Genomic DNA, 24628 nt, shown 5'->3' with positions numbered 1-24628 from the left:
TTCAGCCCATCTGACTCATTTATATAAAAGGAATTATTATGTCAGGTACTCTCTCATCGCATATTTTAGATACCCATTTGGGCAAACCAGCCGCTGGTATTACCGTGACGCTAGATCGCGTAAGCGCAAGTGGCAAGGCATCTCTATTAGCCAATGGCGTCACCAACGCGGATGGACGCGTGGCACCAGATAGCTGGTCGTTTGATCCAACGATTGATATTGCTGAATACCACTTAGATGTTGGTCGTTATACCTTAACCTTTGATACGCAGTCTTATTTCGATGCACAAAATCTCACGGCTTTTTATCCACAAGTAGTCATTGATTTTATGATAAGTGATAACGGTCACTATCATGTACCGCTACTGCTTAGCGCACATGGCTACAGCACGTATCGTGGCTCTTAGTTATGTAGTTATATAGCATCATCATATAAAAGAACATCATAAAAGCACGTCGCCATAGCAAAACGCGTCGAAAGATTGAAAAAAGCTGAACAAAAGAAAATTGTAAAAAGGACATTTGCAACATGGGCGCTTATTATCTCGATTGGTTTAACTTATTTTTTCGCTGGTTCCACGTCATCGCTGGCGTGGCATGGATTGGTGCGTCTTTTTACTTTGTTTGGCTAGATCTTAGTTTGCGTAAACCACCACAGTGGAAGGCTGACAAAGGCATTTCAGGCGACTTATGGGCGGTACATGGTGGCGGCTTTTATGAAATTGCCAAATACAAGTTTGAACCCGAAGAGATGCCAAAGACCCTGCACTGGTTTAAATGGGAAGCTTATACCACTTGGCTGACGGGTATGGCGATGCTCTCTATCGTCTATTATGCCAATGCGACTGCCTACTTGATTGATCCCAGCAAAGTCGATTTTGGTAGTAGTATCGGTGCCATCTCGACCAGTTTGTTATTTTTATTCGGCAGCTATTTCATTTATGAAGTGATTGTCCGCAGCCACTTGGGCAAAAACTCGTTCATTTTTAGCACCATTATTTTTATCCTATTAATCATCGCCTGCTGGGGTTCTTATCAGCTATTTAGTGACCGTGCTTCGTTCATTCATATCGGTGCTATCTTAGGTACGGTAATGGCAGGTAACGTCTTCTTCGGCATCATGCCTGCTCAACGAGCGCTGGTAGAATGCGTGAGGCGTGGCGAAAAACCAGGCAAAGAAGTAGCGGACTTGGCACTACAAGCAAAAAATCGCTCGCTGATGAACAACTATTTTACCTTACCGCTGATCTTTACCATGATTAGCAATCATTATCCGATGATGTACTCTCATGCTCACGGCTGGTTGGTATTGGTATTTGTGGGTATCATCACTGCTATCGTACGTCACTATTTTAACCAAAAGCATTTAGACAATCATAAGCCGCGTTATTTGGTCATCCCTGCTGTCTTAACTGTATTATTAATTATTTGGATGCGCCCAGAACCAATTGAGCCATTACCTGTTGTCAATGCTGCAGTCGCTGCTGAAACGGCGACACCAAATAGTGTGCCACCAACAACTACTGATAGCGCAGCCGACGGTTCTACTATAAGCACTGATGCTATCTCAAATGAAAATATCACTACCGACGTCGTGCCAGTAACTGCCTCTGCTGATGATGCCATTATGGATGTCGTGCACACGCGCTGTAGCACGTGCCATGCCGCTCAGCCTACTCAGCAAGGATTTGCCGCGCCGCCAGCTGGTATCATCTTGCAAACACCGACCGACATGAAAACTCATAAAGCAAAAATCGTCACTGCCGTACAAACGGGCTATATGCCACTGGGTAATCTCACAAAATTGACGGATGAAGAACGTCAGCAAATGGTGGCTTACGCATCGGGATTATAGATAAAGGTCGTAGATAAATATTATATGGATCCAAAGTTACACCTTATTTTGCTTTAGTTGACTTAAGTTGCTTTAAAATATTTAGGATATATTGACAATGAGTAAAAAAATAATCAGCGATTTCAATCAAGACGCCTACCCTCGCGACTTAAAAGGCTATGCTGACAAGCCGCCAAAAGCCAACTGGCCAGGCGGCGCTAAAATCGCTGTACAGTTCGTCCTCAATATCGAAGAAGGCGCAGAAAATAGCGTGATTCATGGTGACGGTCAATCAGAGCGGTTTTTATCGGATGTCTTAGGTACGCCAGAATTTAACAATCGTCATCAGTCGATTGAGTCGGCATTTGAATATGGTAGCCGTGTGGGTGTTTGGCGAGTATTGGATACTTTTAAAGAATACGGTTTGCCTATTACGACCTTCACTTGCGCCGCTGCTGCCGAAAAAACGCCTCATATTATCGAGCGAGTATTAGAAGATGGGCACGAAATCGCCAGTCACGGTCTACGCTGGATTACTTATCAAAATATGTACCGCGAGACCGAGCGCGAGCATGTGCGCCGTGCCACTGAAATATTCGAGAGCATGATCGGTGGTCAGCCGCTTGGTTGGTACACGGGACGAGATAGCCCGAATACTCGTGAGCTGGTTGCCGAACAAGGTGGCTATATTTATGACTCAGACTCTTACGCAGATGAGCTCCCTTACTGGCTCAATGTCAAAGTAGAAGACGGTAATAAAATCGCTCGTAAGCCGCATTTGGTCATTCCCTATACTTTAGAGACCAATGACATGCGTTTTGCCTCAAGCCCAGGCTTTACCAACGCCGAGCCTTTTTATCAATATTTAAAAGACAGCTTCGATACCTTATACGAGGAAGGCGCGCACACGCCCAAGATGCTGACAATCGGTTTGCACTGCCGCATCATTGGTCGCGCCGGTCGCATCATCGCCCTCAAAAAGTTTTTGCAATATATCACCAGCAAGCCCGATGTGTGGGTATGCCGCCGTGATGACATTGCCAAACACTGGTATAAAAACCATCCAGCCACTGCCGATAACACTGCAAACTGGATGTAACCATACGTTTAGACACAAATTTATTGCGGCACAACACCACTAAGGAACATCAACAATGTCAACAAAGAGTACTTATTACGCACCAACTGGCGGATTGCCTCCACAAACACAACTGCTATCTGATCGCGCTATCTTCACCGAAGCTTATGCCATTATTCCAAAGCGCGTACTGACCGACATTGTTATTAGCTATCTGCCGTTTTGGACAGGTATGCGCATGTGGGTGCTTGCACGCCCACTTTCAGGTTTCTCTGAGACTTTTTCACAGTATATCGTTGAAGTTGAGCCTAATGGCGGCTCAGAAAAGCCTGAGCTAGATGCAAACGCTGAAGGTGTTATATTCATCGTTGAAGGCGAAATGGACATGACTATCGAAGGCGTGTCACATCATCTTGAAGCAGGTGGTTATGCATTCTTACCACCTGGCTGCAAATGGACGCTGAAAAACAATAGCGACAAGCACGTTAAATTCCATTGGGTTCGTAAAGCTTATCAACACTGTGAAGGTATTGAAGTGCCTGAAGCCTTTGTAACCAGCGATCACGATGTTGCAGCGATTGAGATGCCGGGTACTGATGGCGTATGGGCAACCACCAGATTTACCGAGCAGTCTGATATGCGTCACGACATGCATGTGAATATCGTCACTTTCCAACCAGGTGGCGTGATTCCATTTGATGAAACGCATGTGATGGAACATGGTTTGTATGTCCTAGAAGGTAAAGCGGTCTATCACTTAAATGGTGAATGGGTAGAAGTTGAAGCAGGTGACTTTATGTGGCTACGCGCATTCTGCCCACAATCTTGTTACGCTGGCGGACCGGGTCCATTTAGATATTTACTATATAAAGACGTGAATCGTCATATGCCGTTTATTCGCCCAGCACGATAAGCCCTGCGCAATAACAATAATAATCAGAACAACAAAGCATTCAGAACGATGAGCAATATAGCGGCATAATCGTTCATTCGAATATGTCATTTATTCCCAGATGTTGATTTAATTCGCGTACGGGCTTATGGCAAAGTGGCTCATAGCAATTATAAACAGTGATCACCAAAAGTAAGGCAAAGTCATGAGTACTCTTATGAAGACTACGATCGTTGCAAGACCTTTAACCAAAGCTGAGTTTGCGCCCTACGGCACCGTAATCGAACCCTATGACAAGGAAACACAGACGCCTGAAAATAGCTACCATATCAATAAAGGCTATGCCTGCCGCCATCACGCCATCGCTGAAGCCAAACTTGACGGCGGCGATGTAGGCATGAGTATCTTTCGCGCCAAAAAACGTGAATTCCCTATTGCCTTATCGGTCATGGAATATCATCCGTTTGGCACGCAAGCGTTCTTTTCGATGAATGGTCAGGATTATATCGTCATCGTTGCACCTGCTGGTGCGCCGCCACAGTCTGCGGCTGATTTGACCGTGTTTTATGTGCAATCTCATCAAGGTGTGCAATACGATGCCAATGTCTGGCATCATCCGTTACTTGCCCTCGGTCGCGACTCTGATTTTTTGGTGATAGATCGTATCAATGGCGAAGGCAAAAACTGTTATGAGCTGGATATAGAGGATTGGCAGGTGCAAATTGAACTTGCCAGTGAGCACTCTTCCGTTTAATTAGGGTCTGTAAACGAGCTGTTAGCCATTTATAAAGATAAAGCCAGTTAATAAAAATTAGCTGGCTTTATCTTTATAAATGTAGGATCCATCCTATATAAATAATCATCTTCCAAAACACAGTGCCTATTTAACAGCAGTAGCAAAACATCTACATAGGCTACTTGCCTTTTATGTACTATCGTACTAGAATACTGAAACGAAGTAAGCTTCCCTTTTCTTTTCCATTAAGATGAATGTTATGAGCACAGACCCTTATCAAAGCTTATTAAGCCATTTAGCCAGTTGTCATGACAGCACCGCTATCGACCTACTATTCAGTGCGCTATTGACGGAAAAAGAGCAGCAGGAAATCGCCAATCGTATCCGCATTTTTGACTTGCTTGAGCGCGGTGTCACCCAGCGCGAGATATCTGAGCAGCTAGGTGTCGGTATCGCTACCGTCTCGCGCGGCGCCAAAGCCATGCAAGTCCACGATGTGAGTGCCTTACTAATTACTCATAGACATGACTCATAGACATGACTCATAGAAAACATTCATAAAAGACACAGCTGAAAAGGCCGCCTAATTAATCAGAAACTAGAATTTTAATTTGTCTTACTTTTTATTTGATCAACCATTGAACCAATTTGGATATTGTTATGACCTCTCCTAACTTAAAACCTAACCAACCTGCTGCTATTGATATTCCTAGTAAACCACAGCGCATTAAACTCACTCAGGATATTGATTTCTTTGCGTTGTTCAAACGTATTGAGCGCGCTTTTGAGACCTGTTATTTGCTCGAATCATTGGGCGAAGATGGACATATGGCGCGTCATCATGCGATTGGTTTTGATCCAGTGATGACCATTGCCGCCATCGATCGTACAACCCTCGCGATTACTGATAATAAAACTGCTGAAACCACTCATTATCAAACGGATAATCCTTACGAGCTACTGCGCAAAATTACGCCGCAGCATGTCATTGCTCGCGACCAAAGCGGTGGTCTTGTCGGTTATTTGGGTTACGACAGTGTCAATTTCTTTGAACCCAGTCTCAATGCTAAAGCGAGCGATGACTTTGAACCGTTTAAATTTGGCGTATATTTGGATGGTCTAACACTCGATAAGATGACCGGTGAGATTTTCTACTTTTACTATCCAACTGCGCAGCAAGAAAATCGCATCGAGCAAATCAAAGCGCTACTTGATGAGCAAATTCCAAGCTATGAGCCGCCGACGGTTGAGTTTTTGGGTGACGGCATGAGTCAAGAAGAGCACGCTAAAGCCGTCATGCAAGTCAAAGAAGACATCATCTCGGGGCGTATCTTTCAGTGTGAGGTAGGTTTTAAATCCAAATACCGTATTGCCGGCGATAAAATGCCCATTTATGAGAAATTGCGGTCGGTCAATCCGTCGCCGCACATGTATTTTATGAAATTTGCCCAGCAGTGCATCATTGGTGCCTCGCCTGAACTACTATTTCGCTTGCGCCAAGGCGAGATGGAAACCTATCCATTGGCAGGCACCGCCAAGCGCGGCGTCGATGTCATCGAAGACCGACAGCTTGCTAGAGCATTACTAAACAATGCCAAAGAGATTGCTGAGCACAATATGCTAGTCGATTTGCATCGCAACGATATCGGCCGTGTGGCACAATTTGGCACCGTCAAAGTACGTAGTCTCATGGATATCAAACGCTTCTCTCATGTGCAACATATCTCGTCTGAAATCGTCGGAATCTTGCATCCTAATGAAGATATGTTTAGCGCCCTTGCCAGCAACTTCCCCGCCGGTACTTTGTCAGGCGCACCAAAAGTTGAAGCGATTAAAGTCATCAATGAGCTGGAGCCAGATGGTCGCGGTGCTTATGGTGGTGCGCTTGGATCGTTTAATTTTAACGGTGATTGTATTTTTGCCATTCCTATTCGCAGCTTATTCATCAACGGCGAATCAGCTTATGCGCAGACCTGTGGTGGTAATGTTTATGACTCCAATCCTGCTGATGAATATCTAGAAATTCAGCGTAAATTGTCTGCCATGAAAGTGGTATTAGACAGTTTTATGAACCCGTAAATTGTTTATATTTTGCCAAAGAGTTGATAACCCATGAATGTTTTAATTATAGATAACTACGACTCCTTTACCTTTAATCTTTACCAATATATCGGCGAGATTTTGCAGACGATGGACGGCGATAAAGCCACAAACGTCATTGTTAAACGTAATAATGAGATAACGTTAGCAGATGTACAGGCCATGAATCTTGACCGCATTATCATTTCACCGGGCCCTGGCGCTCCTGACGACCCTGCCTACTTCGGTATTTGTGCCGAAGTAATTGAAGTCATGGGTAAGACGACGCCGCTACTAGGTGTCTGCTTAGGTATGCAAGGCATCGCGCATGTGTTCGGCGGCGACGTGGTACGGGCAAGCGTGCCGATGCATGGTAAGGTCTCATCGATTCGCCATGATGGCGCGGGTGTCTATCAAGGCTTGCCACAAGAGATTGAAATTATGCGCTACCACTCATTGATGGTAAAAGCAGACACCTTACCAGATTGCTTGGCTGTCACAGCTGTCGTCGCCAATAATGCTCATGCTGAGTTCAGCCTAACCGAATCTGCGCTAGCAGGTGAGGAGATTATGGGACTACAGCATAAAGACTATCCCATTCAAGGTGTGCAGTTTCACCCAGAGTCATTTGCGACGGAAGGTGCCAAACGCTTGCTGACGAATTTTTTACTACAGTTGTAAGTCATGATGCTTAAGTTTGGGGGATATAGCACCAAAGGGTGATAAGCTAAAGACATAAGCCATAAACAAGCGTACCTCTAACTCAAATAAATTGAATTTTATGTCTAACTGACTTGTGTTCGAACTTAATTAACGCTTTAATGATAGACTGAAAAAACAAACAAAAGACAGCCCTTACTCGGGTTGTCTTTTTCTTATTCCAGTATTGTATGATGCCATTAGCCAAAAGATTTGAATAGTTTGAGTTTTTGAGTTTTTGAGTTTAAGCATGGGTTTTGATATCACATAAAAATAGAGAGCGATATGGCAAATACCGATGGCGTAATGTCAGCACAGCAGTCATGGATAGGCACCATTCAAATCATCACGGCGGCGGTCTGCTGGGGTACCTTGGGGATATTTTCGACCTACCTCAATCAAATCGGCTTTAGTGGTTGGCAGATTACGATCTTACGTATCGTGACCGCGGCTTTTCTTATTCTTGTCATGCTACCAAAACTATGGCCGCATCTTATCAAGCTTCGTCGAAAGCAGTGGCTTGGACTGGCATTGCAGTCTTTGATTGGCGTACTTTGTATGTCGGTATGCTACTTTTTTGCTGTGATCTATGTCGGTGCTGGGCCTGCGGTTGCCTTGCTTTATACTGCGCCTGTATTTAGCTTATTGTTTTCGGCATTCTTGCTTGATGAATCTATCACTCGCCAGTCGGCATTACTGGCGCTCATGGCGGTATTTGGTGTTGGATTGACGATGCTTGGTGAGCAAGCGCAAGTCAATGGGGGCATCCTATTAGGACTGCTAGCAGGCGTCTGTTATTCCTTATACGGGGTACTGGGCAAGCGCGCGATGCACGATGCTCACCCTGCGCCTTTGGTGTTTTTTACCTCTATTATCATCAGTGCTGGTGTACTGCTATTATTACCTGAAACCTATCAAACCTATGGGCGGTTATTGAGCTTACCTTTACATACTTGGGGCTATGCCTTGGGGTTGTCTTTAATTGGAACCGTCGTGCCCTTTGCCCTTTATATGAAAGCGTTAGAGAAACTACCTGCCACTCGTGCATCAGTATTTACGATTTTTGAGCCATTGACTGCCATTGCCCTTGCCATACTATTACTGCATCAATCCTTATCTTGGATTCAATATGTGGGCGTGGTATTAATCTTACTGGCAGCTTTATTTAATGCCATATTAAACGGTACTGCCACTCGCGTACCACGCTGGCTAAAAAGACGACAAAGAATTTAGTGGTGACTTTTGATTATTTTAAATAGTTTTATATCTGTATTATCAAACGAAAAAAATCCCCAACTATAATTAATAGCTGGAGATTTTTTTATTGGAACGTTACTTTAGAGCAAAGCATTGACACCATAGACAGTTGCTAAACAACTTGGACTGTCTTGATGATATTATTGTTCAATACGCTGCAAAAAGGCCTGCGTACGTGGATGAGTAGACACTTCAAACATCTGCTTAGCGCTACCTTCTTCGACCACATGACCATCCTCAATTAACACCACATGATCCGCCACATCACGAGCAAATTTAATCTCATGAGTCACAACGACCATCGTCCAGCCTTCAGATGCCAGTTGCTTCATCGTGCCCAGTACATCTTGTACCAATTCAGGATCGAGCGCAGACGTTGGCTCATCAAATAATAATAATGACGGCTCGATAGCCAGTGCACGAGCAATGCCGATACGCTGCTGCTGACCACCAGATAGCTGAAACGGATACAGATCTGCCTTATCCGATAAGCCTACTTTATCAAGTAATGCCAGTGCCTGTTCGCGGGCTTGCGCCTTAGTTTGCCCTTGCACTACCGTCGGCCCAAGCATTAAATTCTCAATCGCGGTCTTATGTGGAAACAAGTTATACGATTGAAATACCATGCCTGATTTACGCTGCAACGCCAGCAACGTTTTCTTCTTGGGCTTGGTAGCAAAATCAACCGTTAAACTACCATCATCAAAAGCAATGATGCCTTGATCAGGAATTTCCAGCGCATTCAAACAACGTAAAAAAGTGGTTTTACCAGACCCTGACGGTCCTAATATCACCACTACCTTGCCTTTTTCGATGGTCAAGTCGATGCCTTTAAGCACTTGATTGCCACCAAAAGCTTTGTTAATATTAGTGACTTGAATCATAAAGCTTCCTGTTGTACTGATATCTGTTTGCTAATAGCACACGCTTATCAACGCGGTATTACCATCCTATACTGCCCCCATTATCAAGGGTTTATTTCGCCACGTAGCGATCGAGTCTGGTTTCAAGCTTACCTTGAATAAAGGTTAAGAACAGACAAATACCCCAATAAATAATCGCCGCTTCGGTGTAGACCAACATAAATTCATAGTTACGTGCCGTGATGATTTGCGCCTGCTTAAATAGCTCAGTCACCAATACCAATGACGCCAAAGAGGTGTCTTTTACTAGGCTAATAAAGGTATTGGATAACGGGGGTACTGACACCCGAAGTGCTTGCGGCAAAATCACGTGGCGAAAGGTTTGTAGATACGTCAAGCCTACGGTCGAGCCTGCTTCCCACTGCCCTTTTGGAATCGACAAAATAGAGGCACGCACCGTCTCCGATGCATACGCGCCAATATTGAGCGAAAAGGCAATAATCGCTGAGGGAAAAGGATCAAGCTTTACCCCGATACTTGGCAAACCATAGAAAATAATAAATAGCTGAACCAGCATTGGTGTCCCGCGAATGGCGGACACATAAATACGCGCAAGTCTGTATATGATTTCATGGAACCAGCCAGCACGCGGTACGATACGAATCAGCGCCACTATCAGCGCAATAGCCATACCAATCGCAAATGAGATCAACGCCAGCGGTATCGAATAATAAATACCGCCTTTAAGCATTGGCCAAAATGAATTGATGACAATTTGCGCCCGCGCAGGATCCATAAATGGTAGTAGTGCCAGTAACTCAGCTAGCATTGACGTGATAGACGCTAGCATTATTTTTGTTGACTTATATCAGCACCAAAGAACTCTTCGCTAAGCTTGGTCAGCGTCCCATCGGCTGCTAATGCGGCCATTGCTTCATTCAATTTTGCCACCACAGCGTCATCCCCTTTGATGAGTACTAAACCTGAACCAGTCTGCTCACTCGCAGGCGCTGTCAGTTTGATCTCAAGTGCTGCATCTGGGAATTTTTTGAGATAATCCAATACTGCCAGATTGTCATTCATCGTGAAGTCAGCACGTTCTTGCTTAACCAGTTGAATCGCTTGCGCCATACCATCGACAGGGACGATTTCTGCGCCGTAGCGTTCTGCAAGCTCGCCATAGTTGCTGCTTAGTGATTGCGCAGTACGCAGACCTTTTAAACCTTCCCACGAGCTATAACGATTGTCATCAGTCGGTGCTAGTACAACCGCGCCCGACCAGCTATATGGCATGGCTTTGTCATACTTAGCCAAACGCTCAGGCGTGGTCAAGCTTACTTGATTGGCCACCATATCGAAGCGTTTTGAGTCAAGACCTGCCAACATAGCATCCCACTGGGTCTCTTTAAATTCAACGTCTACGCCTAGTTTATCCGCAACCGCACGTGTCACTTCGACATCATAGCCAGTTAGCTTGCCACTCTCATCATGATAAGTGAATGGCGGATAAGTACCCTCTGTACCGACGTTGATGGTGCCACCATTATTGATACGTTGCAGCAAATCAGAGCCACCCGTCGCGGCACTGTCTGTCGCATTGGTTTCTGCTTCATTGGTAGTAGACTGACCACAAGCGGCAAGTAGCATAGTACTGGCGGCAAGTGCTAAAAGAGTACGACGTTTCATAAGACGTCCTTATAAGAGTGAATGAATAATGCAAAAAGGTATCGTGCCAATAAAACCATAGCAACAAATAAGGATAGGACCAGCACAGGCAAATACTATAATAAAGTATTTGCGCCGCATTATTTAGCTTTGGCTGCTCGATTTGAGGATGATCAGCATATTTTTCAATACTGTTTCTATATTATCTTTGAATTTTTGGGCATTTTTTAGGCAGATATTAACGTTATTATTGCCAATTAAATAGCCATTCATTGATATACTAGCGCACTTCAGAAAGAATAAACGTACAAAAACAGTGAGCATGCGTAAGACTATTATAATTCACCGGAGAATTGATAACGATCGCCTGCATGCCACATCTTCACAAAGGTCAATACTCGACCTGCTGAATACGTCTGACGACGCAATACCAATGTCGGCGATTGCGGTGCGATTTGCAGTAGCGCGGCAATCTCATCTGGTGCCGCTAGTGCACGAATGGTATAGCTACCACGCTCTAGTGGACTTTTGGCAATGAGATAATCACTGGTATTGACCACACTAAAATCCTGCTCAATAAATTCTGGCACCTTTTGCGCATCCACCCAGCGCTCTTCGAACTGTATGGGCTGACCATCTGCAAAGTGAATGATTTTTACCTCGTATAAAACAGCAACGTCGCTACTACTATCTGCGCCAGTACTGTCATCCATCACGGTTGTATCAGCGTTTGTGTTAGAAGACACAGCTACTTTATTAATATCAAATTTACGCCGTAATTCATCGTCTAACATCGCAGCTGTAAGTATGCGTTTACTCACCACTTGCGCCTGATAATCGCGATTGGCAGATTTTAAATCCTGCGCGATATTGCGCACTTCTACAAAGGTATGATTGAACTGCTGCTGGGCGACAAACGTCCCCGATCCTTGCCGGCGCTCTAGCACTCGCTCTTCGCTCAGTTCTTTTAGGGCGCGATTGACCGTCATACGCGATACGCCAAATTCTTTTGCCAACGCCATTTCTGTAGAAATTGAATTGCCCGCTTGCCATTTACCCGAGTGAATATTGTCTAATATGGCGTTTTTAATCCGCTGATATGCCGGAATCGTCTTTATCATGTCCGTGTTTAACCGTTAATTCACCAATAAGATTAGCGCCATAATATCACGAGATAACGTCATGAACCTTGGCAAAACACTGTGACATTTATCTATCTACCAAAACCCTCACAAAAATAATTGAGTCATTTAACAAAAACTGCTTGCATGAAAAAAGTATCTTTGATAATTTGTATATACAACTTTACGACAGTGCTAAAAAATCTGCGTCATCTAATCGATATTTCGCTGAATTTATAGACTGACTGTAAAACACTTACTTTGATTACTTTATCGTCTTAACAGATATCACAAGGATATGATAATGACTACTGACCATGGAACCAATAAAGAGACTAAGCTGACTCGCCGTGATGAGAGCCGCGAAATCGCAGCGCCCACTGGCAGCACATTACATTGCAAAAGCTGGCTGACCGAAGCCCCTTATCGTATGCTGCAAAACAATTTGCATCCTGATGTGGCCGAAAACCCTAAAAGCCTAGTCGTCTACGGTGGTATCGGACGCGCCGCCCGCAATTGGGAAAGCTACGATCAAATCCTAGCGTCATTGAAAGAATTGGAAGACGATGAAACCTTATTGGTGCAATCTGGCAAACCAGTTGGCGTGTTTCAAACGCACGAAAATGCCCCGCGTGTATTGATTGCAAACTCTAACCTTGTGCCGCGCTGGGCGACGTGGGAGCACTTTAACGAGCTCGATCGCAAAGACTTGATGATGTATGGTCAAATGACAGCTGGTAGCTGGATCTATATTGGCACGCAAGGCATCGTGCAAGGTACATATGAGACCTTTGTAGAAGCAGGTCGTCAGCATTATGACGGTAGCTGGGCGGGACGTTGGATTTTGACCGCGGGTCTTGGCGGCATGGGCGGTGCGCAGCCATTAGCCGCGACTTTTGCAGGTGCAACCTCACTGAACATCGAGTGTCAGCAATCTAGTATCGATTTCCGCTTGCGTACTGGTTATGTCGATAAGCAAGCCGATGACTTAGACCATGCTTATGAGCTCATCAAACAGCATACCGACGCAGGTGAAGCGGTCTCTATCGCCCTACTTGGTAATGCCGCAGATATATTGCCAGAGATGGTCAAGCGCGCCAATGCTGGCGGTATGAAGCCTGATTTGGTCACTGATCAAACCTCAGCGCATGACTTGATCAATGGCTATCTACCAAGTGGCTGGACAGTGGAAGCATGGAAAGCTGCCCAAGAAGATTCAGAGCAACATGCAGCATTAACCAAAGCTGCCGCTCAGTCTTGTGCCGTACACGTACAGGCGATGCTAGACTTGCAGGCAATGGACATTCCAACGACCGATTATGGTAATAATATCCGTCAGGTGGCTTTTGATGAAGGCGTTAAAGATGCCTTTAATTTCCCAGGTTTTGTCCCTGCATATATTCGTCCGCTGTTTTGCCAAGGTAAAGGCCCATTTCGCTGGGTAGCATTATCAGGCGATCCAGAAGACATCTACAAAACCGATCAAAAAATTAAAGAGCTGTTCCCTGAAAACCAACATATCCATCGCTGGTTAGATATGGCAAAAGAGCGCATTCAGTTTCAGGGTTTGCCTGCCCGTATCTGCTGGTTAGGATTGGGTGAACGTGACAAAGCAGGGCTCGCATTCAATGAGATGGTCAAAAACGGCGAGCTAAAAGGCCCTATCGTTATTGGCCGTGATCACTTAGACACAGGCTCAGTGGCTAGCCCTAATCGTGAAACAGAAAGCATGAAAGATGGTTCAGATGCGGTATCTGATTGGGCATTATTGAATGGTATGCTCAATGTCGCAGGCGGCGCAACTTGGGTATCGCTGCATCATGGCGGCGGCGTGGGCATGGGCTACTCGCAGCACTCAGGCATGGTCATCGTCGCAGACGGTACTGATGCTGCAGCCAAACGCTTGGCACGAGTGCTGGTCAACGATTGCGGTTCAGGCGTTATGCGTCATGCGGATGCAGGTTATGAGCTAGCGATCAAAACAGCTAAAGACTATGGTCTAAATCTGCCGATGGTTAAGTAGCATACCCTTTATCCTTATAAGTGATTACTTGACATAAGGATATCATCGACATTTTATCAAGGAGGATAATATGATTGAGCAAAATACGACACTAAATCTCAAGGATGCAGCAGCGACACCAACTGAAGCACTACTGTCTAAATCTATAGCGTTACTGCAGTTGATAGTCTTTAGTGCTATCGGTTTGGTCATGTTTTTTGTGCCATTTACCATTGGTGAGAAAAGCACGATTTTGTTCGATCATGGGGCAACTTATCTGGTCAATCAGCAGCATACATTGTCTGTGACGTTATTATTTTTATTGATGATCTTTGGGGTAAGCAAGCCATTTATAGACGGCTCATGGCGTAAAAACATCACCTACATGATTATGACTGCTTTTAAAATCATTGGTCTGATACTGGCAGTGATGTATGTTGCTGACGTAGCGCCTGCCTTTATGATGGAAGCCGACATGCTGCCGTTTTTGTTTGAAAAACTGGCATTACCAGTCGGTATGATTGTACCGCTTGGGGCATTAATTTTAGCATTTTTGGTGGGTTTTGGTTTGCTCGAGATGGTCGGTGTGCTCATGCAGCCGATCATGAAACCTATCTGGAAAACCCCAGGTTCATCAGCGATTGATGCGGTCGCATCCTTTGTTGGTAGCTACTCTATCGGGCTGCTCATTACTAATCGTGTCTACTTGCAAAAGCAATATTCAGCGCGCGAAGCCATTATCATTGCGACTGGATTTTCGACCGTATCAGCGGCATTTATGGTGATTGTTGCCAAAACGCTTGGTCTGATGGAGTTTTGGAATCTGTTCTTTTGGTCTACGCTAGTGATTACCTTTATCGTCACTGCGATTACTGCTCGTATTCCACCCATTAGCCTTGTTGATGATAGCGTTGAACGTCCCGCTTTAGACCATAAACGTGGTACACGTCTGGCGGCAGCATTTGATTTGGGTTTGTCCACTTCACGCCGTGCCACTGACCTAAAACAAATCTTATGGTCTAACTTTCGCGATGGGCTGACGATGGCAGCGGCGATTGTGCCTTCTATCATTGCGGTTGGCTTGACAGGATTGATATTAGCAAAGTATACGCCTGTATTCGATGCTTTAGGCTTGCTTCTTTATCCATTCACATGGCTTAGCGGCTTACCAGAGCCTTTGGTTGCCGCCAAAGGTATGTCAGCGGGATTGGCTGAAATGTTCTTGCCAGCACTGCTCCTCAGTGAGGCTGATATACTGACTCGCTATGTTGCAGGGGTCATCTCTATTAGCAGCGTGTTGTTTTTCTCTGCCATGATTCCTTGTGTGCTTGCCACTGAAATACCATTATCTGTCGGCAAAATGGTCATTATCTGGTTTGAGCGTGTGGTACTCAGTATTTTATTGGCTGCGGCATTCGGACATCTAGCCATGTACTTCAACTGGATTGGCTAAAAAAACAAATTTAATAACAAGTATTATGTTAACTAAAAACATTTAAAAAACGTCATTTCAACAAAGACATGAATCAAAAATAATATAACCCATATGTCTTACAATACTAGGATCACCCTATGAACGATATCAAAAAATTAACGCTACACCCTCGCCAGCTTAGCTTTAAGATGCTACGTGATATCTATGAGCAACCTGTCATATTGACATTACCTGAGAGTGCTTATAAAGCTATCGATGCCTCACACGAAGATGTGCGTACGATTATTGCTCGAGACAAAAGCGCTTATGGAATCAATACTGGTTTTGGCCTGTTAGCAAAGACCCGTATCAGTGATGATCAGCTTGAGCTACTTCAGCGTAACCTAATTGTTTCTCACTCAGTAGGCACTGGTGAAGCACTTCCTGCCAGCGTGGTACGACTGATTATGGTGATGAAAGTGGCCAGCCTAGCACAAGGTGTATCAGGCGTACGCCGCGAGGTAGTGGACAGCTTACTTGCCTTAATCAATAATCAAATCACGCCAAACATTCCGGCAAAAGGCTCTGTTGGTGCCTCTGGTGATTTAGCGCCTTTATCACACATGACGCTTGCAATGATGGGTGAAGGTGACGTGTTTGTCGCTGGCGAAAAAGTGCCTGCAGCAGAAGCACTAGCCCAGCATGGACTTGAGCCAATTATCCTAGCAGCCAAAGAAGGTCTCGCACTTATTAACGGCACGCAAGTCTCAACCGCATTAGCATTACGGGGTTATTTCTTAGCGCGTGACTTGCTGGAGACAGCGACTATCGTTGGCTCCCTGTCAATTGATGCGGCCAAAGGATCGGACTCACCATTTGATGCGCGTATTCACGAAGTACGTGGGCATCATGGTCAAATTGAAATCGCCAAAGCACACCGTCAACTCATTAAAGGCAGTGCGATTCGCGCCTCGCATGATGGTGAGCAGGATGACCGAGTACAAGACCCTTACTGCCTGCGTTGTCAGCCACAAGTCATGGGTGCCTGTCTTGATATCATTAACCAAGCAGGAAAAACGCTACTAATCGAATCCAATGCGGTGACAGACAACCCACTTATTTTTAATAATGAAGATGGCCCGGTTGCCATATCAGGTGGTAACTTCCATGCTGAGCCAGTCGCTTTTGCCGCTGACATCTTAGCGTTGGCAATCGCCGAGATTGGTTCTATGTCTGAGCGCCGTGTTGCTTTGCTAATCGATGCGACGCTGTCAGGTGGTCTGCCGCCGTTCTTGGTCGACAATGCTGGGGTAAACTCAGGCTTTATGATCGCCCATGTGACCGCAGCCGCACTGGCATCGGAGAATAAATCTATCGCTCATCCGGGGAGCGTTGACAGTATCCCAACCTCAGCCAACCAAGAAGATCATGTGTCTATGGCGACCTATTGCGCAAGACGCCTATATGAGATGGCACAGAATACTGCCACTATCATCGGTATTGAGCTACTGTCTGCCGGTCAAGGGATTGATTTTCATCGCGGATTAGAGACATCAGAGCCGTTGACTGTGGCGCATCAGAAACTGCGCGAGAAAGTGACTTTCTATGATAAAGACCGCTACCTAGCGCCTGATATCGAAGCGGCCAAGCAATTGGTATTAGACGGTACGCTTGCTGAGCACTGGCAGTCATTACGTAGCAACTGGTACGAGTCTAAATAAGCGTTAGATAATAGAAGGGAATGAGTAATGGCCATGACGAAAATTAGCATAACCGTGAGTCACACAGCGGCTGACATGATGCTGTGGACCGGCCGTGCAGAGCCATTTGAGACGGCACGTGCCCGCTACTGGTATCAGCTCGCAAAGCCTTACGAGGATCAAAATATTGGGCTAATCGGCTTTGCATGTGATCAAGGGGTTAGGCGCAATCAAGGCCGCGTGGGTGCACGAGCTGCCCCGCCGCTGATTCGCCGAGCGTTTGCGACACTGCCGGTCATTGCGCCATTGCAAACATGCTATGATAATCAACTGGCGACATTATTGGGTGATGCAGGCGATATCTATTGTCACGACGATGATGACTTTGCTGCGCACACTCTTGAGCAAGCTCAGCTCAAATATGCGGATAAAGTGAGCGCTATCGTCAAACAAGGCGGCTTGCCCATTGGTCTTGGTGGTGGTCATGCCATCGCCTATGGTAGTTTTTTGGGACTATGGCAGGCATTAGAAAATACAAGCGAAGCAAATGCCACACCTACCATCGGCATCATTAATTTTGACGCCCATCTTGATATTCGTCAATCTGATGTGGCAACTTCTGGTACACCGTTTCGCCAAATTGCCGAGCACCTTGATGCACATGGTCAGCCCTTTCATTATTGCTGTATTGGCGTCAGTCGGTTCTCTAACACGGCGGCGCTGTTTGATCGTGCTGAGCAATTGGACGTGCATATCATCAGTGATGAAGACTGCCATTATCAGCCTTGGCAGATACTTGCCGATCAGGTTATAAACTTCATCAATCAAGTTGATGTGGTTTATCTGACCATTGATATGGACTGCTTGCCATCTAGTGTCGTGCCGGGTGTGAGCGCACCTGCAGCCTTTGGTATTGAGCTGGGTTTCGTTGAACGCATGGTCAAAACCATCATGGCATCAGGCAAAGTAAAAATGGCCGACATTGCCGAGATTAATCCCACCTTTGATATTGATGGGCGCAGCTGCAAGGTCGCGGCAAGACTATTAGCGACTATTATAGAGCATCATTTACTGACTCTATAAATAAAGACTTATGAATAAAACTTTGAAGATGAATTTTATATATTCACCTGACTATCAGTATTAAGCAGGAGCTTATTATGAACCACTCTAGCGCACAGATACTCGAAAAATCTATCAATACTACAGATGATAAAGACATCCTAACATCGTTTGACCACATCATTATCAATGCCAATCTTGCGACTTTTTCGGCGCAGTATGGTTTTGGTATTTGCACAAATAGCATCCCATATGGTCAATTAAACAATGCTGCTATCGGTATTAAAAATAGCAGCATTGCTTGGATTGGTGGGCACAATCAAATCACTGCTCATCTGCCTAACTATCAACATCATCAAATCACAGACGTAGATGGTAAATGGATAACTCCCGGGCTCATCGACTGTCACACTCACATCGTCTATGGTGGCAATCGCAGTAACGAGTTTGAGGCACGTTTGACTGGCGCTAGTTATCAAGACATTGCGGCACAAGGTGGCGGTATCGTCTCAACTGTCACTGCTACCCGCGCTGCCAGTATCGAATCGCTATTTGCACAAAGTGAAAAACGGTTGCTTGCACTGATGAAAGAGGGTGTCACCAGTATCGAAATCAAATCGGGCTACGGCCTAGATTTAGACACGGAACGCAAAATGCTCACGGTTGCTCGCCAGCTTGGTGAAAAATATAATATCCATGTGAGCACCACTTATCTAGCGGCGCATGCCCTACCCCCTGAATACAAGTCTCACATGCAGGACCGCTCGGATGACTATATCGAGCAAGTGTGCGAGTGGCTACCAATCTTGCATAGCGAGGGTTTGGTCGATGCAGTCGATGGCTTTTGTGAAAACATCGCCTTTAGCACTGAGCAAATCAGACGCGTTTTTGAAGTAGCACGTGTGTTAGGCCTACCAGTTAAGCTGCACTCTGAGCAATTATCTGACATAGGTGGCAGTGCCTTAGTTGCCGAATATAAAGGATTATCAAGCGACCATTTAGAGCATTTATCAGAAGACGACATCAAAAAAATGGCGGCCAGTGATACGGTTGCAGTTCTATTGCCCGGTGCATTTTATACCCTGCGGGATACCAAGTTGCCACCCATTGAGGCATTACGCAGACACCAAGTACCTATGGCAGTTTCAACTGATTGTAATCCAGGTACATCACCGCTGACATCGCTACTGTTAGCAATGAATATGGGCTGTACGCTATTTTACTTAACGACTGAAGAAGTACTGGCAGGCTCAACCGTTTATGCAGCACAAGCGCTGGGACTGTCTAATAAAGGTAAAATAGAGGTTGGCTGTGATGCAGATTTGGTCTTATGGGATATCGCCCGACCTGCGGATTTGGCTTATCAGATGGGACTAAACCCTATTAACGGCATTATGGTTCAAGGCAAGTGGCGTGAGACGGTATAGCGAACTCATCTAACTACTCACATTAAAAAAGCCCCAGTCATTGAATGATTGGGGCTTTTTTAAAAATAAATGCACAGCCTTGCTACCCCATTTTCAAAAAACTGAGTAGCAAGAAAAACGACTATTGGCGATACCTATCATATCTATCTGTCTAACTTACTTAGCTATTTCTTAAACTTATTGTTGAATACGCTGCCAGTATTGGCATCAACATTTAGCCAAACGATACTATTACCTTTGAGGATATCAGCTTCATAATAGGACGCATGATCACTATAATCTCGGTCGTTTTTAAACTCAATCTCGATAACACGGCCGCCCGATTGTTTTTCAGCAATTTTCATTGCCTGTTTAACATCAATCTTCGCTTGTTTAAGTGCCTTATAATCTACCAGATCGTCACTGTCTAATCGTTCCACATCCGTACTGATCACTCTACCATTCATGGCGTCAACTTTGATTTCATAGTTTCGGCTACTGGTTACAAATTCCATCTCATACACACCGCCTTGCGCTTTATCATCATCGTGATCAAAGCTGGCACTCATCAATAGACCAGATGACTTTTTCGCCGCAATATTTATTGCTTGTTGTAAGCTTATTCTACTGGCTTTGGCGGCTTGGACCTCACTTGCTAGCGGTTGCTGCGTAGATGCATAGATTGTCGTAGTTAACATAGCTGCACCCACTACTACTGCAGCACGAGTACCCAAAGTCGTTAGCGAAAATGGCTTGAAAATCTTGCTCATAACGGTCTCCACAAAATTAATCTTATTGAGTGTTCTAAAATTATTATCTTTTAAAAAACACATATTATCAATAGGTCAATCGTATCACTTCATAAAAACCACTTTGACTATTCACGGTAGGTTTAATTCATAAAAAACGCGCCTATCGTTAAAACAGACGCGTTATTCGTTAGTAGGTGGCTATGATAAAAGTGCTTAGTTTAAAATACCGTAAGCGACCAATGCATCAGCAACTCGTTTAAAGCCAACGATATTTGCACCAGCCATATAGTTGATATAGCCATTATCCGTTTGACCATACTGTTCTGAGGCATCAGCTGCGCAGTCATGGATATTTCTCATGATATTTTTGAGGCGCAAGTCGATTTGCTCAAAGCTCTTATACTGACGGACTGAGTTTTGTGACATCTCAAGCGCAGAGACTGCTACACCGCCCGCGTTGGCGGCTTTACCTGGGGCATAATGCACCCGGTGCAAACGAATATAGTCGATGGCTTCAGCAGTCAATGGCATGTTGGCACCTTCGACAACGTATGTGATGCCATTTTCAACCATGAGCTTGGCATCTTCTTCATTGACTTCGTTTTGCGTCGCTGATGGAATCGCGATGTCACCTTTGAATTGCCACGGCTTTTGCTTCGCAAACCACTCTCCACCATAAACATCGACGTACTCAGCCAACGGTTTGCTTTTTGCTTTTTGTGCCTTGAGCCAATCAATTTTTTCTTGATTCAGACCCGCTTCATCATACAAAGTCCCTTGTGAGTCTGACACAGTGACGACGATGCCGCCCAGCATATGGGCTTTTTCAGCAGCATGTAATGAGACGTTACCAGCACCTGAAACCAATACTCTCTTACCTTTAATATCGTCATTTTGCGCCGTAAGCATGTTTTCTAAGAAATACACCGCGCCATAACCTGTCGCCTCAGTACGCATCAAACTGCCACCGAAGCCAACGCCTTTACCGGTCAAAACGCCGCCGTATTCGTGCGTTAAATTCTTATACATAGCAAACATATAGCTGACTTCACGCCCACCCACGCCAATGTCACCAGCGGGCACATCGATGTCTTTATTCACATAGTGATGTAGTTCACGCATAAAGGCATAGCAAAAACGGCGGATTTCACTGTCTGTTTTGCCTTTGGGATCAAAATCAGAGCCACCTTTACCGCCGCCCATTGGCAATCCAGTCAAAGCGTTTTTGAATATTTGCTCAAAGCCTAAGAACTTCAACACAGATTGGTTGACAGTCGGATGAAATCTCACGCCACCTTTATAAGGACCTAAGGCATTGCTGAACTGGACACGCCAGCCGCGGTTAACCTGAACTTCACCTTGATCATTTTCCCAGTTAATACGAAAAGCAATAACGCGGTCAGGCTCAACGAGGCGCTCAAATATTTTAAAAGTATCATATTCTGGGTGGGCGTCGTATAACGGCGCAATCGTAATTGCAACTTCTTTTACCGCTTGAACGAATTCAGGTTGATGGGCGTAACGCGCTTCGACTTTTTCGATGGCCTGACTGATACTCATATCTTTTCCTTAGGGTAAAAATGGTGATCGTGCGTACTTACACCGATGTCACGTCGTATGACAACAAACGAGAGGATTGTAGACACTGGTGTAAAACTGAAATTGCCTCGACACGCTGGCTTGTGTAGAGACAAATGGGATTAAAAAAGCTGACTGAATTTATGCCTAGATGCCACATTCAGAGACAAGAACATTTTTTATCCCATAATATATATCATTTTTGGGACGTATAAGTCTAGTAAATATCACCATCATGAAAAGTTATAAGCGATTTTTATTGGCACAGTCTAGCGTGCGCCTTTGCATAGCACCTTGAGGCGCCGACTGATGAGCTTACAGATCTCATTGATTGTGCTAAAAATAGTCCTGTATTACTAAAAAGTCTTCGTTTTCCTAATCGGTAAATAAATCAAATATTAATGGAAATTTGTGTATTGATAACCGTTAAGTAAAGACGAAAGGTCAATAATCAGCACCAAACGGTATAAAAAAACCAAAAACATGGCTTTTTGCTTGAGCTGATGTATATCAATATTGACAGCAAGGGTTTATAATAGCTGACTTAGTCAACATTTATTCTCCACCATTACTAACTGTTATTTTATCAATTGAATAACCCGTCATAGAGAAAGCGATATGCGTACAGATTTATTCCAGCAAATTTTGGAAGACCTAAACAGCTCATCAGCCGATGTTGAAGCATCTGCCCTTATTTCTAACGATGGTCTGATGATTGCCTCAGCACTACCAACGGGCGTTGATGAAGACCGTGTTGGCGCTATGTCAGCGGCTTTATTGTCATTGGGTGACCGCGCAGGTCATGAGTTGGCACGTGGTAGTATCGATCGTATTATGATTCAAGGTGAAAAAGGCTACGTGATTATGACCTCATCTGGAGATGAAGCGGTACTTACTATTATGGCAAAACCGAATGCAAAACTTGGTTTGATATTCTTAGATATCAAGCGTGCCTCAGAAGCCCTTGCAAAACTTATCTAATTGGTAAATTTGGATTTTTGTCGATAACACATTTTTTATTATTTAATGTCATATAGCACATAGCACGACTGATAAATATGACTTTAAATCAAAATGAGGTGACTGTCTCATAAAAAATATTTAAGATGGCACACATTATTTGTATGGAATAATAGCCTGATAAATATTGGGACGACGACTGAGCTGAAAGGCAACATGATGTTATCGACAACTACCACACCAGATTGGCTTTTTAATCATTATAAATATAACGATAAATAAAGGAGATTACGATGGGTTCTCCAATCCCTGATGCACATAAGCCTGATATGCCCGCTGAGCAGATTACTCTGACTTATTATGATGGTACATCGCGGACTGTCTATGATACTGGTATTGAACGCCCTTATCCTGATGGCAAGCTGATTGTATCTCGCACCGATTTGGATGGTGTGCTGACTCACGTCAACGATGCTTTTGTCGAAATCAGTGGCTACAGCGTTGATGAGCTTATTGGTCAGCCACAATCTATTTTGCGCCACCCTGATATGCCAAAAGCCGCTTATAAAGATTTGTGGAATACCGCAGCGGCTGGGCAAAAATGGCATGGCTACGTTAAGAATTTATGCAAAGATGGTAGTCACTACTGGGTCTATGCGACCGTTGTGCCAAACATTCGTCGCGGCGAAACAGTGGGTTATACCTCGGTACGCCGTAAGCCATCACGTAGCAAAATCGAAGCTGCTATGGCTCAGTATGCCCAAATGAATCAAAATGAGGAAGGCTAAATCATGACGACACACAATATGTTAATCGCCCCTGATTTTTCTCCTGAGCGTTTTGCAGGCTGGCACATGTTTAATATTTTGATTCAAAAACGTGCCAACCTAAATATGCATCTGAATATACCTACCTCACATGCTGAACAAGAGAAAATCATTGAGGCAGGTGACATTCAAGTTATCTATGCCAACCCATTTGATGCAGCTACTTTGATCCGTGAACAAGGCTATCGCGCTGTTGCACGCCCTATCGGCAAATCGGATGAGATGGTCATTGCTGCTGCGGCAAACAGTGATATCAAGCGCTTAGAAGACATTAAAGCGGGTGCGACCGTAGCAATGGCAGACAACCGTGATGTTAAGCTGATTGGTTTACGCTTATTAGAAGCTGTAGATATAGAAGAGTCTGATCTCAACTGGGATATCACTGAAACTTATCAGGCAGCTGCCCGTAAAGTCATCAAAGGTGATGCTCAAGCAGCTTTCTTCTTGGCAGAGATTTTTCATAGCTTTTCACGCTTGACCAAAACTCAGCTGTCAGTGCTAATCGAAAGTGATTTGGCAGATATTAGCCATGTATTACTGATTAAAGATGGCTTTCCTGATACAGAAATATTCATGAATGCGATCCTGAACTTGCATAATGATGACGATGGTAGAGAAGCATTGGCTGAACTTGGCATGCCTCAAGGGTTTGAAGCCATGGACGAAGAAGATGCTGAATTTATGATAGATTTGATGCAAACTT

At 44.6% G+C, this 24628-nt stretch carries 23 protein-coding genes; 17 read left to right on the top strand and 6 right to left on the bottom strand.

Annotated elements, in window-relative coordinates:
* Positions 1-38 precede the first annotated feature (38 nt).
* The 9 genes from uraH to INT03_RS08820 all read left to right on the top strand — a co-directional run bounded on the left by uraH (position 39) and on the right by INT03_RS08820 (position 8551).
* Positions 39-407 (top strand): hydroxyisourate hydrolase, encoded by a 369-nt coding sequence (uraH, locus tag INT03_RS08860; RefSeq protein WP_193008652.1) that lies wholly within the window; start codon positions 39-41, stop codon positions 405-407.
* A 122-nt stretch (positions 408-529) separates the two neighbouring features.
* Positions 530-1855 (top strand): urate hydroxylase PuuD, encoded by a 1326-nt coding sequence (locus INT03_RS08855; RefSeq protein WP_193008651.1) that lies wholly within the window; start codon positions 530-532, stop codon positions 1853-1855.
* Positions 1856-1952: 97 nt separating this feature from the next.
* The gene (gene puuE / locus INT03_RS08850; protein WP_193008650.1) at positions 1953-2933 is read left to right on the top strand and encodes an allantoinase PuuE; all 981 of its coding nucleotides are present in this window, start codon (positions 1953-1955) and stop codon (positions 2931-2933) included.
* Positions 2934-2988: 55 nt separating this feature from the next.
* Positions 2989-3825, top strand: coding sequence for a bifunctional allantoicase/(S)-ureidoglycine aminohydrolase (locus INT03_RS08845; RefSeq protein WP_193008649.1), 837 nt, complete (start codon positions 2989-2991; stop codon positions 3823-3825).
* 184 nt (positions 3826-4009) lie between these two features.
* On the top strand, positions 4010-4558 hold the full coding sequence (locus INT03_RS08840; RefSeq protein ID WP_226950182.1) for an ureidoglycolate lyase: 549 nt from the start codon (positions 4010-4012) through the stop codon (positions 4556-4558).
* Positions 4559-4799: 241 nt separating this feature from the next.
* Positions 4800-5075, top strand: a complete 276-nt coding sequence (locus INT03_RS08835; RefSeq protein ID WP_193008648.1) for a Trp family transcriptional regulator — start codon at positions 4800-4802, stop codon at positions 5073-5075.
* 125 nt (positions 5076-5200) lie between these two features.
* Positions 5201-6619: an anthranilate synthase component I family protein gene (locus INT03_RS08830; RefSeq protein WP_193008647.1), complete on the top strand. Its 1419-nt coding sequence runs from the start codon at positions 5201-5203 to the stop codon at positions 6617-6619.
* Positions 6620-6652: 33 nt separating this feature from the next.
* Positions 6653-7300, top strand: coding sequence for an anthranilate synthase component II (locus INT03_RS08825; protein WP_193008646.1), 648 nt, complete (start codon positions 6653-6655; stop codon positions 7298-7300).
* A 303-nt stretch (positions 7301-7603) separates the two neighbouring features.
* Positions 7604-8551 (top strand): DMT family transporter, encoded by a 948-nt coding sequence (locus INT03_RS08820; RefSeq protein ID WP_193008645.1) that lies wholly within the window; start codon positions 7604-7606, stop codon positions 8549-8551.
* 164 nt (positions 8552-8715) lie between these two features.
* Here the strand turns inward: INT03_RS08820 and INT03_RS08815 are convergent, their stop codons facing one another.
* From INT03_RS08815 to INT03_RS08800, 4 genes are all read right to left on the bottom strand, one after another.
* A complete protein-coding gene (locus INT03_RS08815) occupies positions 8716-9459 on the bottom strand; it encodes an amino acid ABC transporter ATP-binding protein (protein ID WP_193008644.1) in 744 nt (247 codons plus the stop codon).
* A gap of 91 nt (positions 9460-9550) precedes the next feature.
* The gene (locus INT03_RS08810) at positions 9551-10234 is read right to left on the bottom strand and encodes an amino acid ABC transporter permease (protein ID WP_201540277.1); all 684 of its coding nucleotides are present in this window, start codon (positions 10232-10234) and stop codon (positions 9551-9553) included.
* Positions 10235-10287: 53 nt separating this feature from the next.
* Positions 10288-11124 (bottom strand): amino acid ABC transporter substrate-binding protein, encoded by an 837-nt coding sequence (locus tag INT03_RS08805; RefSeq protein WP_193008643.1) that lies wholly within the window; start codon positions 11122-11124, stop codon positions 10288-10290.
* Positions 11125-11438: 314 nt separating this feature from the next.
* Positions 11439-12224, bottom strand: coding sequence for a UTRA domain-containing protein (locus INT03_RS08800; RefSeq protein ID WP_193008642.1), 786 nt, complete (start codon positions 12222-12224; stop codon positions 11439-11441).
* 304 nt (positions 12225-12528) lie between these two features.
* On the opposite strand from INT03_RS08800, the gene hutU reads away from it, so the two are divergent.
* From hutU to hutI, 5 genes are all read left to right on the top strand, one after another.
* Entirely contained in the window at positions 12529-14247 is a 1719-nt protein-coding gene (gene hutU / locus INT03_RS08795; protein WP_193008641.1) for a urocanate hydratase, read from the top strand.
* A gap of 70 nt (positions 14248-14317) precedes the next feature.
* On the top strand, positions 14318-15679 hold the full coding sequence (locus INT03_RS08790; RefSeq protein ID WP_193008640.1) for a YjiH family protein: 1362 nt from the start codon (positions 14318-14320) through the stop codon (positions 15677-15679).
* Positions 15680-15798: 119 nt separating this feature from the next.
* On the top strand, positions 15799-17361 hold the full coding sequence (gene hutH, locus INT03_RS08785) for a histidine ammonia-lyase (RefSeq protein WP_193008639.1): 1563 nt from the start codon (positions 15799-15801) through the stop codon (positions 17359-17361).
* Positions 17362-17394: 33 nt separating this feature from the next.
* On the top strand, positions 17395-18423 hold the full coding sequence (gene hutG / locus INT03_RS08780; protein ID WP_193008638.1) for a formimidoylglutamase: 1029 nt from the start codon (positions 17395-17397) through the stop codon (positions 18421-18423).
* A 77-nt stretch (positions 18424-18500) separates the two neighbouring features.
* Positions 18501-19829 (top strand): imidazolonepropionase, encoded by a 1329-nt coding sequence (gene hutI, locus INT03_RS08775; protein ID WP_193008637.1) that lies wholly within the window; start codon positions 18501-18503, stop codon positions 19827-19829.
* Between the two features lie 164 nt (positions 19830-19993).
* On the opposite strand, the gene INT03_RS08770 is transcribed toward hutI, so the two are convergent.
* Together INT03_RS08770 and gdhA are read right to left on the bottom strand one after the other, a co-directional pair.
* Positions 19994-20578, bottom strand: a complete 585-nt coding sequence (locus tag INT03_RS08770) for a PepSY domain-containing protein (RefSeq protein ID WP_055124627.1) — start codon at positions 20576-20578, stop codon at positions 19994-19996.
* Between the two features lie 195 nt (positions 20579-20773).
* Entirely contained in the window at positions 20774-22120 is a 1347-nt protein-coding gene (gene gdhA / locus INT03_RS08765; RefSeq protein WP_055124628.1) for an NADP-specific glutamate dehydrogenase, read from the bottom strand.
* Positions 22121-22756: 636 nt separating this feature from the next.
* Between gdhA and INT03_RS08760 the strand changes: the two genes are divergently transcribed.
* The 3 genes from INT03_RS08760 to INT03_RS08750 all read left to right on the top strand — a co-directional run.
* Positions 22757-23119 carry a roadblock/LC7 domain-containing protein gene (locus INT03_RS08760; protein ID WP_193008636.1) on the top strand — a complete coding sequence of 121 codons (363 nt, stop codon included), beginning with the start codon at positions 22757-22759 and terminating at the stop codon, positions 23117-23119.
* A 272-nt stretch (positions 23120-23391) separates the two neighbouring features.
* Positions 23392-23886 (top strand): PAS domain-containing protein, encoded by a 495-nt coding sequence (locus tag INT03_RS08755; protein ID WP_193008635.1) that lies wholly within the window; start codon positions 23392-23394, stop codon positions 23884-23886.
* Between the two features lie 3 nt (positions 23887-23889).
* Positions 23890-24628: PhnD/SsuA/transferrin family substrate-binding protein (locus INT03_RS08750; RefSeq protein ID WP_193008634.1), on the top strand; the 739-nt coding region annotated here is incomplete at its 3' end.

Source organism: Psychrobacter sp. PG1 (assembly GCF_014897815.1).
In the GTDB taxonomy this organism is placed as follows: Bacteria; Pseudomonadota; Gammaproteobacteria; order Pseudomonadales; family Moraxellaceae; genus Psychrobacter.
Note: the sequence above shows the minus strand (reverse complement) of the source record. Positions and strands in the feature narration are given on the sequence as shown.